We start from the raw sequence: 9,455 nt of genomic DNA, 5'->3' as shown, positions 1-9,455 counted from the left end.
AATCTCCGACCAGATGCAGAACGCGGTCGACGCGAAGAGCGATACCCGCGAACCCATGGAGCAGCCGACCGAGGCGGTCGAGCCACCGACACCCGAGGATGTCCAGCCCGAGGAACCCGTCGAGGAGATGACGGAGCCGGTCGAGACGATCACGCCCGACCCTGACCCCGTCGAGCCGGTCGAGGAAGAGATCTTGCCGCCGGTCGAAAAGGTCGAGGTGCCGATCCCTGTCGCCCGTCCAAGGCCTGTCGAGAAGAAGCCCGTCGAGAAGCCGAAGCCGGCGCCGAAGAAGAAGGAACTGGCGAAACGACCGAAGCGAGAGAAGCCCGCACCGGCCTCGAAGGCCGCCACGGAAGCGGCGGCGCAGGTCGCGCAGTCGAACCGCAACGCCGCGAGCCAGGCATCCGCCGGCATGGGCTTCGGTTCCGTCTCGCCGGCCAGATGGCAGTCGCGGCTGATGGCGCATCTTGAACGCCGCAAACGCTATCCCTCCGGGGCGCGCTCGCGGGGCGAACAGGGCACGGCCTATGTCCGCTTCCGCATCGACGACAGCGGCAACGTCCTGTCCGCCAGCCTCGCCCGCTCCTCCGGCTATCCCGAACTCGATGCCGAGGTGGTCGAACTGGTTAGCCGGGCCTCGCCGGTGCCGGCACCGCCTCCCGAGGCCAACAGGACAATCACCGCCCCGGTGCGATTCACCAGCAGATGAATGCCGCAGGAGCAGAAGGCCGGGGCGTTATCCGCGAGTGGTATTTCGAACTGAGAAGGAGGTCATCAGGAACAGACACGCCGGACGGCCAGTGGGCGAAAAGGGGGCCAGAAGGGAGAAGCGGTTGGAACTACGCCATCTTCGTTACATCGTGGCAAGCGCCCGCAACGGCAGCTTCAGCGCGGCCGCCCACGAGTTCAACGTCCGGCAGCCGATCGTCAGCAAGCGCATCAAGCGAGTCGAAGATGAACTCGGCGTGCAATTGTTCGACCGGCTCAAATCAGGCGCACGGCTGACACCCGCCGGGGAGGAATTCGTCACCGACGCGCGCCGTATCCTCAGCGACGTTGAGCGCCTGGCGGAACGCGCCAGGGCACGCGGCGCCGGCAAGCTCGGCCGGCTGGTCGTGGGCTTCTACAAATCCCTTTCCGCCGGGGGATTCCGCCTGGCGCTCGGCGATTTTCGCGAGCGCTATCCGGAAGTCGAGGTGGAACTGATCGAGGCGCCCTTCATCGAGTTAACCGCCGGCCTACTGTCCGGGGCGCTCGACATTGCCCTTATCCTCGGCGAGACCGGCAAATGTGAGGTGCTCGACTCGGTCGCGCTCTGGCCTGAGCTTCTCATGGTCGCACTCCCCAACGACCATCCCCTTTCCGACAGGTCGTTCATCTACTGGCCGGAGCTGAAAGGGGAACGCTTCCTCATCAGCCATCTCGATCCAGGTCCGGACATTCGCGACATCCTGTTGCGTAATCTGGCCGCTCCGTCCGATCACCCAAGGATCGCGATGCGGCGCCTGAGCCGCGAAAACCTGCTGGCCGAAGTCGCCGGTGGCCAGGGCGTAGCCTTGCAATGCGAGTCGGCGGCCGGACTGCCCATCCACGGTGTCGTTTTCGTTCCGATTCATGACGGCAACGGAGCTACGCGCCTCGGTTATATCGCTTGCTGGAAGCCGGACAACACCAACCCCGCCCGGAAGCATTTTCTCGAGGCTCTGATGCCGCGAATCTGATTCGGCTCACTCTGTAATTCGCGACAATATAGATCGCCGAACGACTGAAAACCGTGCCGCTATTTTCCTGTATTTTCCGCGACCTCTACGACGGGCTACGAAATTCGCAAGAATAGTGTTGCGGGCGCGTAAATTGTGCCTTTCTTGATTGTCCCCGTCGCCATCCGCCCGTTTCGCGGGTGGCCGGAAACGGGGACCTCGTGGCGCAACATCATCAAGACGACAGGGAATCGTTCTCGCGCGGCGCGCGCATGTTGCGCACGGCGCTTGGCCCGGCCATCGCCCGCCTGCTCGAAGACCCGGCCATCATGGAAGTGATGCTGAACCCGGACGGCCGCCTGTGGATCGACCGGCTGAAGGATGGGTTGGCCGACACCGGCGAAAGGCTGCTGCCGGCGGACGGCGAGCGGATCATCAGGCTCGTTGCCCACCATGTCGGCGCCGAAGTCCATGCCGGCAATCCGCGCGTCTCGGCCGAACTGCCCGGGAGTGGCGACCGTTTCGAGGGCCTGCTTCCTCCGGTCGTGACGGCTCCCGCCTTCGCCATCCGCAAGCCGGCGGTCGCCGTCTTCACGCTCGACGATTACGTCGCTGCCGGTGTGATGACGACCGAACAGGCCGGGGTGCTGCGGCTCGCCGTCGAGATGCGGAAGAACATCCTCGTCGCCGGCGGCACCTCCACCGGCAAGACGACCTTATGCAATGCGCTGCTGGCCGAGGTGGCGAAGACCGGCGAGCGCGTGCTTCTCATCGAGGACACGCGGGAGTTGCAATGCCGCTCGGACAACAAGGTGCCGATGCGCAGCAAGGACGGTGTCGCCAGCCCCACCGAACTGGCGCGTTCGGCCATGCGTTTCCGACCTGATCGCATCATCGTCGGCGAAGTGCGTGGAGCGGAAGCCCTCGATCTGCTCAAGCTTTGGGGGACCGGCCATCCCGGCGGCATCGGCACCATCCATGCCAACACCGGCATCGGCGCTCTCAGGCGACTGGAGCAGCTCGTGCAGGAAGCCGTCGTCACGGTTCCCCGTGCGCTGATTGCCGACACCATCGAGATCATCGCCGTTCTGTCGGGACGCGGCTCCGCCCGCCGTCTCGTGGAGATCACTCTCGTCGACGGGCTCGATCCCGTCACGGGCGATTACCGTACGCTCGCCGCTCACCTTCATCCCGATCGCCCATAGCAAAAAAGGAAACTGCGCATGACCCCGCCTGTCCTTCACCGCATTCGTGCCCGCCTCACGCACGTCACGGCGCTGGCCGCCGTCACGCTGGCAATGGCAGCTCCGGCGCATGCCTCCGGCTCCTCGATGCCCTGGGAGGAACCGCTGCAGCAGATCCTCGAATCCATCGAGGGGCCGGTCGCCAAGATTGTCGCCGTGATAGTCATAATCGCGACCGGCCTGGCCTTGGCCTTTGGCGACACTGGCGGCGGTTTTCGCAAGTTGATCCAGATCGTCTTCGGCCTGTCGATCGCCTTCGCGGCCAGCTCTTTCTTCCTGTCGTTCTTCTCCTTCGGCGGTGGGGCGCTGGTCTGATGGAGGAGGATGTTCGCGGCTTTTTCGCGCCGGTCCATCGGGCGCTGACCGAGCAGATATTGCTCGGCGGCGCTCCGCGTGCCGTGGCGATCGTCAACGGGACGCTGGCCGGCGCGGTCGGCCTCGGCCTGCGCCTCTGGATTGCCGGGCTCGCCATCTGGGCCATCGGCCATTTCGCCGCCGTGTGGGCCGCCAAGCGCGACGCGCAGTTCGTCGATGTCGGCCGGCGGCACCTGCGCTACCCGGCCTATCTCGGAGTCTGAACGATGCGCAGTCGATGCTCCTCAGTTTTCGCCGAACTCCTTGTCGTGTACCGGCGCGTCGGCCAGTTCCCGATCGAGCGATTCCCGATAGGCCACGCAACCGCGCATGAATTTCGGCCACGGCGGAACGGCAACCTCGGGGCTTACCTTTTCGGGGAGCAGCTCCCAGAGCTGCGGATGATACCAGCAGAGGTCGTGGCCGGAGCTGTCACGATGGGTGCGGATGCCATCCCGCAGCCGCCTGATCTCGGCGATCAGCTGATCGCACGTCAGTTCGTTCAGATCGTCATCCATCCGGCTCTCCCGCTTCTCCGCTCGTGGTCTTCCGACCGGAGGCTTTCCGCATGATGAATCTCGCAGAATACCGCCGCACCGCAACCCTTCTCGCCGATTTCCTCCCGTGGGCCGCGCTCGTCGCGCCGGGCATCGCGCTCAACAAGGACGGATCGTTTCAGAGGAGCGCCAGGTTCCGCGGTCCCGATCTCGACAGCGCCACACCGGCCGAACTCGTCGGCACGAGCGCACGCCTCAACAACGCGCTGCGCCGCCTCGGTTCGGGCTGGGCGATCTTCATCGAGGCGCAGCGCAATCCCGTCACCGACTATCCCGACAGCCGCTTCCCAGAAGCGGCCTCCGCGCTTCTCGACATAGAGCGCCGCGAGCAGTTCGAGGAAAGCGGTGTGCTGTTCGAGTCGGGCTACTTCCTCACCTTCGCCTGGTTGCCGCCGGCGGAAGAAGCCTCGCGCATGGAAGGCTGGCTCTACGAGGGCCGCGAGAAGGGCGGCGTCGATCCACGGGAGTTGCTCAAGGGCTTCATCGACCGCACCGACAGGGTATTGCATCTGGTCGAGGGCTTCGTGCCGGAGGCCGCATGGCTCGATGATGCCGAAACGCTGACGTACCTGCATTCCACCATCTCCACGAACCGCCACCGCGTCCGCGTGCCGGAAACGCCGATGCATCTCGACGCGCTGCTCGCCGACCAGCCGCTGTCCGGGGGGCTGGAGCCGAGGCTCGGCGACGCGCACCTGCGCACGCTGACGGTGATCGGCTTCCCGACCGCAACCTTCCCCGGCATCCTCGACGATCTCAACCGGCTCGCCTTCATGTATCGCTGGTCGACGCGCGCCATCATGCTCGACAAGACCGACGCCACCAGGCTGGTGACAAAGATCAGGCGGCAATGGTTCGCCAAACGCAAGTCGATCGCCGCGATCCTCAAGGAAGTGCTCACCAACGAGCAATCGGTATTGGTGGACAGCGACGCCGCCAACAAGGCGGCCGACGCCGATGCGGCGCTTCAGGATCTTGGCTCCGATCAGGTCGGTGAAGCCTACGTCACCGCCACGGTGACGGTCTGGGACGCCGATCCGCGCATTGCCGACGAAAAGCTGCGGCTGGTGGAGAAGGTCATCCAGTCCCGCGACTTTACCTGCATCGTGGAGACGGTGAACGCCATCGAGGCATGGCTGGGCTCGATCCCCGGCCATGTCTACGCCAATGTCCGGCAGCCGCCGATCTCGACCCTGAACCTTGCACATATGATGCCGCTCTCCGCCGTCTGGGCCGGCCCGGCAGCGGACAAGCATTTCGACGCGCCGCCGCTCTTCCATGCGCGGACCGAGGGCGCGACGCCGTTCCGCTTCGCGCTCCATATCGGCGACGTCGGCCATACCATGCTCGTCGGCCCGACCGGGGCGGGCAAGTCCGTGCTGCTCGCCCTGATGGCCTTGCAGTTCCGCCGCTACGAGGGCTCGCAGGTCTTCGCCTTCGACTTCGGCGGCTCCATCCGGGCCGCCACGCTGGCGATGGGCGGCGACTGGCAGGATCTCGGCGGCGCGCTGTCCGATGCCGCCGTCGCGCTACAACCGCTCGCCGGCATCCATCACACGCCCGAGCGTGCCTGGGCCGCCGACTGGCTGGTCGACATCCTCGCCCGCGAGGGTGTCAGCATCACGCCCGAGGTGAAGGAGAACGTCTGGACGGCGCTCACCTCGCTCGCCTCCGCGCCGGTCGATGAGCGCACCATCACCGGGCTGAAGGTGCTGCTGCAGGCCAACGCCCTGAAGCAGGCTATGCGCCCCTATTGTATCGGCGGCGCTTACGGCCGGCTGCTCGACGCCGAGCACGAACACCTGGGCGAAGCGGCCGTTCAGGCATTCGAGACCGAGGGACTGCTCGGCACCAGGGCGGCTCCGGCCGTCCTGTCCTATCTGTTCCACCGGCTGGAGGCCCGCTTTGACGGTCGCCCGTCGCTCCTCATCATCGACGAGGGCTGGCGCGCGCTCGATGACGGCAACTTCGCCTTCAAGATCAAGGAGTGGCTGAAGACGCTCAGGAAAAAGAACGTCTCGGTCGTCTTCTCCTCGCAGTCGCTCGCCGACATCGAGACCTCGCCGATCGCGGCGCCGCTCGTCGAGGGCTGCCTGACGCGGGTCTTCCTCGCCAACGACCGCGCCATCGAGCCGAAGATCGCCGCCATCTACCGCCAGTTCGGGTTGAACGACCGGCAGATCGAAATCATCGCGAGGGCCACGCCAAAGAAAGACTACTACTACCAATCGCAACGCGGCAACCGGCTGTTCGAGCTTGCCCTCGGCTCCGTCGCACTCGCGCTCTGCGCCTCTTCCGACAAGGCCGCCCACGCCCTGATCGACACGCTCCTGCGTGACGGCGCGCGGCCTCATTTCCTCGAGGCATGGCTCGAAGCCAACGGCCTGCGCTGGGCCGCCGATCTCATCCCGCATCTCACCAATATCACCGGCCCGGCCGTGGGAGCCGATGGGCCGGTTCCCCTCCCGTTATCCGAAGAGGAGATCCTGTCATGAATCCGACCTTCCGGCATACCCGCCAGCGCCGCGCACTGGCTGCCGGTGTTCTTGCAGCCACACTGATCTCCGCGCCGGCATCGGCGCTGGTCGTGTTCGATCCCTCCAACTACGCGCAGAACGTGCTGACCGCCGCCCGTACGCTGGAGCAGATCAACAACCAGATCACCTCGCTCGCCAACGAGGCGCAGATGCTCATCAATCAGGCGAAGCAGCTCACCAGCCTGCCGACCTCCATGCTGTCGCAGATCGAGGGCAACTTTTCCGAGATGAAGAAGCTGATGGGCGAAGCCCAAAAGCTCGCATACAGCGTGCAGGACATCGAGCAGCAGTTCACGTCGACCTTCAAGGATTTTGCAGCCGACAAGACAGGCGCGCAGCTCGTCGAGGGCGCGCGCCAGCGCTGGCAGCAATCGCTGTCGGCCTATGAGCATTCGCTGAAGGCCGGCGCCACCGCCGTCACCAACATCGACGGCACGCGCTCGCAGACCAGTTCCCTCGTCGGCGCCAGCCAGTCGGCGGTCGGCATCCTGCAGGCGACGCAGGCCGGCAACCAGCTCCTTGCCGTGCAGGCCGGCCAGATCGCCGATCTCACCGCCATGCTGGCCGCGCAGGGACGCGCCGAGGCGCTGGAGAAATCCCGTCACGCCGCTGCGCAGGAACAGGCGCGCGAGCAGTTCAGGCGCTTCATGACCGGCTCCGGCTACCAGTCGTCCACCGTGCGCATGTTCAACGATTGAGGGGCATCGCAACGATGGACCTGAAGCTCGCCGCCCGGATCGTTGTCGTTCTCGCCCTCGGCGCGGGCCTGACCGCTGCCATCAGCGTCCTGCGCAGCGGCAGGAACGGATCGGAGGATGCCTCTGCCATCCGCCTCCGTGATCCGGGCGGCGAGACTGCCGATATTCCTTCCCGCAGCAGCGAGCTTGCCCGCTGCCGCGCCATCGGTCAGGCCGCACTCGAAGACGCTGCCTGCCGCAGGGCATGGGCCGAGAGCCGCCGCCGCTTCTTCCAGGCGATCCAGCCATGAACACCGGCGTCATCGACCGCTTCCTCGCAACCTTTACCAGCTACATCGACTCCGGGTTCGGCCTGCTCGGCGGCGAGATCGCCTTCCTCACCTCCACACTGATCGTCATCGACATCGTGCTCGCTGGCCTGTTCTGGGCATGGGGTGCGGACGAGGACGTGCTGCAGCGGCTGGTGAAGAAGACACTCTATATCGGCTTCTTCGCCTTCATCATCGGCAACTTCAACAACCTCGCCCGGACCGTCTTCGAGAGTTTTTCCAGCCTCGGCCTGAAGGCCGGCGGCTCCTCGCTGTCGGCTTCCGAGCTTCTGCAGCCCGGCCGCGTCGCACAGGTAGGCATCGACGCCGGCAATCCGCTGCTGGAGGCCGCCGGCGAACTGACCGGCTACATCGCCTTCCTCGAAAACTTCGTCCAGATCATGGTGCTGATGGTGGCCTGGGCCATCGTGCTCATCGCCTTCTTCGTCCTCGCCATCCAGATCTTCGTCACGCTGATCGAGTTCAAGCTGACGACGCTCGCCGGCTTCGTGCTGATCCCCTTCGCGCTGTTCAGCAAGACCGCCTTTCTCGCCGAGAAGGTGCTCGGCAACATCGTCGCCTCCGGCGTGAAGATACTGGTCCTCGCCGTCATTGTCGGCATCGGCTCCGGCCTGTTCAGCGAGTTCACCGCCGGTTTTTCCGAACAGCCCACCATCACCGAGGCACTGTCCGTGATGCTCGGGGCGCTGGCGCTGATGGGCCTGTCGATCTTTGGCCCCGGCATCGCCACCGGCCTTGTCTCCGGCGCGCCGCAACTCGGCGCGGGGGCGGCCGTCGGAACCGGCGTTGCCGCCGCCGGCATCGGTGCCGCCGGCTATATGGGAGCAAGGGCCGGTCTCGGCGCGGCAGCGGGTACGATCGGCCGCACGGCGCGCGGCGGGGCCGCTCTCACAGGCGGTGTCCGGACGGCCTGGGGGCTCGGCGACGCCTCCGTGGGATCGACCGGAACGGGAGGTGGTGCGGCCGGCTTCTCCGCCGTCGCCCATGCCGGCGCGGGTCTCGCCATCAACAAGGGCCGGGAGATGGCCTCGCGCGCGACGGACTCCATGCGCTCCGGCTACCGCTCCGGACAGGCCGCCGCATGGAAGGCGACCGGCGGCAGGAACGAGGTCAATCCCGGCGGGTCGGGCGCCCCCGGCAGCGTCGCAGCTTCGGGCTCCGGCGCCGCTTCCTCATCCGCCACAACGTCCGCGCCCCCGGCATGGGCCGAGCGCATGCAGCGCGGCAGCGTGATGAACCACGGCGCGAGCGTCGCCGCCCATACCGTCCGATCGGGCGATTCCGGCGGCGGCTCCATGTCCGTTTCCCTCAATCAGGATGACCGCCGATGAACCTCTTCAGGAGACCTTCCGTGCGCTATGCGCGCACGCCCGAACCCGAAACCCCGTACCGGAAGGCTGCGCAGGTCTGGGATGAACGGCTCGGTTCGGCCCGTGTGCAGGCAAGGAACTGGCGGCTGATGGCCTTCGGCTCGCTGATCCTGTCGGCCGGCTTCGCCTCCGCGCTCGTCTGGCAGTCGACGCGCGGGACCGTGGTGCCGTGGGTGGTGCAGATCGACAGGTTCGGCGAGGCGCAAGCCGTGGCCCCGGCCGTCGCCGATTACCGGCCCACCGATCCGCAGATCGCCTGGCATCTGGCCCGCTTCATCGAGCAGGTTCGGAGCATTCCGGCCGACGCGGTGATCGTGCGCCAGAACTGGCTGCGCGCCTACGATTACACCACCGATCGCGGCGCCACAGCTCTCAACGACTATGCGAGGGCGAGCGATCCCTTCACGAAGGTCGGCCGCCAGCAGGTTGCGGTCGAGATCTCGTCGGTCATCCGCGCCTCGCCGGATTCGTTCCGCATCGCCTGGACCGAGCGCCGCTATGAGAACAACCAGCTCGCATCCACCGAGCGCTGGACCGCCATCCTGACAGTCGTGATCCAGCAGCCGCGCACCGCCGAGAAGCTCAGGGCGAACCCGCTCGGCGTCTACGTCAATGCCATCAACTGGTCGAAGGAGCTGTCGCAATGAAGGGCGCAACCATGCGGAG

11 protein-coding genes are annotated in these 9,455 nt (G+C 66.2%); 10 read left to right on the top strand and 1 reads right to left on the bottom strand.

Going from position 1 to position 9,455, the window contains the following annotated elements; translation table 11 throughout:
• The 5 genes from ACUSIJ_RS14350 to ACUSIJ_RS14330 form a co-directional block, all read left to right on the top strand.
• The coding region (locus ACUSIJ_RS14350) for an energy transducer TonB family protein (protein ID WP_449309076.1) at window positions 1-709 on the top strand (709 nt) is incomplete at its 5' end.
• A gap of 91 nt (window positions 710-800) precedes the next feature.
• Window positions 801-1,721 (top strand): LysR substrate-binding domain-containing protein, encoded by a 921-nt coding sequence (locus ACUSIJ_RS14345; RefSeq protein ID WP_449309075.1) that lies wholly within the window; start codon window positions 801-803, stop codon window positions 1,719-1,721.
• 251 nt (window positions 1,722-1,972) lie between these two features.
• Window positions 1,973-2,905, top strand: a complete 933-nt coding sequence (trbB, locus tag ACUSIJ_RS14340) for a P-type conjugative transfer ATPase TrbB (RefSeq protein ID WP_449309089.1) — start codon at window positions 1,973-1,975, stop codon at window positions 2,903-2,905.
• An 18-nt stretch (window positions 2,906-2,923) separates the two neighbouring features.
• Window positions 2,924-3,259 carry a TrbC/VirB2 family protein gene (locus ACUSIJ_RS14335; protein ID WP_449309074.1) on the top strand — a complete coding sequence of 112 codons (336 nt, stop codon included), beginning with the start codon at window positions 2,924-2,926 and terminating at the stop codon, window positions 3,257-3,259.
• Complete coding sequence (locus ACUSIJ_RS14330; protein ID WP_449309073.1) at window positions 3,259-3,522, top strand: VirB3 family type IV secretion system protein; 264 nt, start codon at window positions 3,259-3,261, stop codon at window positions 3,520-3,522. Before ACUSIJ_RS14335 ends, ACUSIJ_RS14330 begins: the two co-directional genes overlap by 1 nt.
• 21 nt (window positions 3,523-3,543) lie before the next feature.
• Here ACUSIJ_RS14330 and ACUSIJ_RS14325 read toward each other — a convergent pair whose 3' ends face one another.
• Window positions 3,544-3,816, bottom strand: coding sequence for a hypothetical protein (locus ACUSIJ_RS14325; protein WP_449309072.1), 273 nt, complete (start codon window positions 3,814-3,816; stop codon window positions 3,544-3,546).
• Between the two features lie 50 nt (window positions 3,817-3,866).
• Here ACUSIJ_RS14325 and trbE point away from each other — a divergent pair, with 50 nt between their 5' ends.
• The 5 genes from trbE to trbF are packed head-to-tail and all read left to right on the top strand — an operon-like array spanning window position 3,867 to window position 9,436.
• Window positions 3,867-6,350 carry a conjugal transfer protein TrbE gene (gene trbE / locus ACUSIJ_RS14320; RefSeq protein ID WP_449309071.1) on the top strand — a complete coding sequence of 828 codons (2,484 nt, stop codon included), beginning with the start codon at window positions 3,867-3,869 and terminating at the stop codon, window positions 6,348-6,350.
• Entirely contained in the window at window positions 6,347-7,090 is a 744-nt protein-coding gene (gene trbJ, locus ACUSIJ_RS14315) for a P-type conjugative transfer protein TrbJ (RefSeq protein ID WP_449309070.1), read from the top strand. Before trbE ends, trbJ begins: the two co-directional genes overlap by 4 nt.
• 14 nt (window positions 7,091-7,104) lie before the next feature.
• Complete coding sequence (trbK-alt, locus tag ACUSIJ_RS14310) at window positions 7,105-7,380, top strand: putative entry exclusion protein TrbK-alt (protein ID WP_449309069.1); 276 nt, start codon at window positions 7,105-7,107, stop codon at window positions 7,378-7,380.
• Window positions 7,377-8,750 carry a P-type conjugative transfer protein TrbL gene (gene trbL, locus ACUSIJ_RS14305; RefSeq protein ID WP_449309068.1) on the top strand — a complete coding sequence of 458 codons (1,374 nt, stop codon included), beginning with the start codon at window positions 7,377-7,379 and terminating at the stop codon, window positions 8,748-8,750. The genes trbK-alt and trbL overlap by 4 nt, the downstream gene beginning before the upstream one ends.
• Entirely contained in the window at window positions 8,747-9,436 is a 690-nt protein-coding gene (trbF, locus tag ACUSIJ_RS14300) for a conjugal transfer protein TrbF (RefSeq protein WP_449309067.1), read from the top strand. Before trbL ends, trbF begins: the two co-directional genes overlap by 4 nt.
• Window positions 9,437-9,455: the final 19 nt, after the last annotated feature.

This window comes from Pseudochelatococcus sp. B33 (genome assembly GCF_053570585.1).
The sequence above is the reverse complement of the archived record's forward strand: the minus strand, read 5'-3'. Positions and strand labels throughout refer to the sequence as shown.

Excerpts from the sequence above, each read along its gene's own strand:
- trbB (WP_449309089.1), top strand. The coding sequence starts at position 1,973 with ATGTTGCGCACGGCGCTTGGCCCGGCCATCGCCCGCCTGCTCGAAGAC.
- ACUSIJ_RS14335 (WP_449309074.1), top strand. The coding sequence starts at position 2,924 with ATGACCCCGCCTGTCCTTCACCGCATTCGTGCCCGCCTCACGCACGTC.
- ACUSIJ_RS14330 (WP_449309073.1), top strand. The coding sequence starts at position 3,259 with ATGGAGGAGGATGTTCGCGGCTTTTTCGCGCCGGTCCATCGGGCGCTG.
- ACUSIJ_RS14325 (WP_449309072.1), bottom strand. The coding sequence starts at position 3,816 with ATGGATGACGATCTGAACGAACTGACGTGCGATCAGCTGATCGCCGAG.
- trbE (WP_449309071.1), top strand. The coding sequence starts at position 3,867 with ATGATGAATCTCGCAGAATACCGCCGCACCGCAACCCTTCTCGCCGAT.
- trbJ (WP_449309070.1), top strand. The coding sequence starts at position 6,347 with ATGAATCCGACCTTCCGGCATACCCGCCAGCGCCGCGCACTGGCTGCC.
- trbK-alt (WP_449309069.1), top strand. The coding sequence starts at position 7,105 with ATGGACCTGAAGCTCGCCGCCCGGATCGTTGTCGTTCTCGCCCTCGGC.
- trbL (WP_449309068.1), top strand. The coding sequence starts at position 7,377 with ATGAACACCGGCGTCATCGACCGCTTCCTCGCAACCTTTACCAGCTAC.
- trbF (WP_449309067.1), top strand. The coding sequence starts at position 8,747 with ATGAACCTCTTCAGGAGACCTTCCGTGCGCTATGCGCGCACGCCCGAA.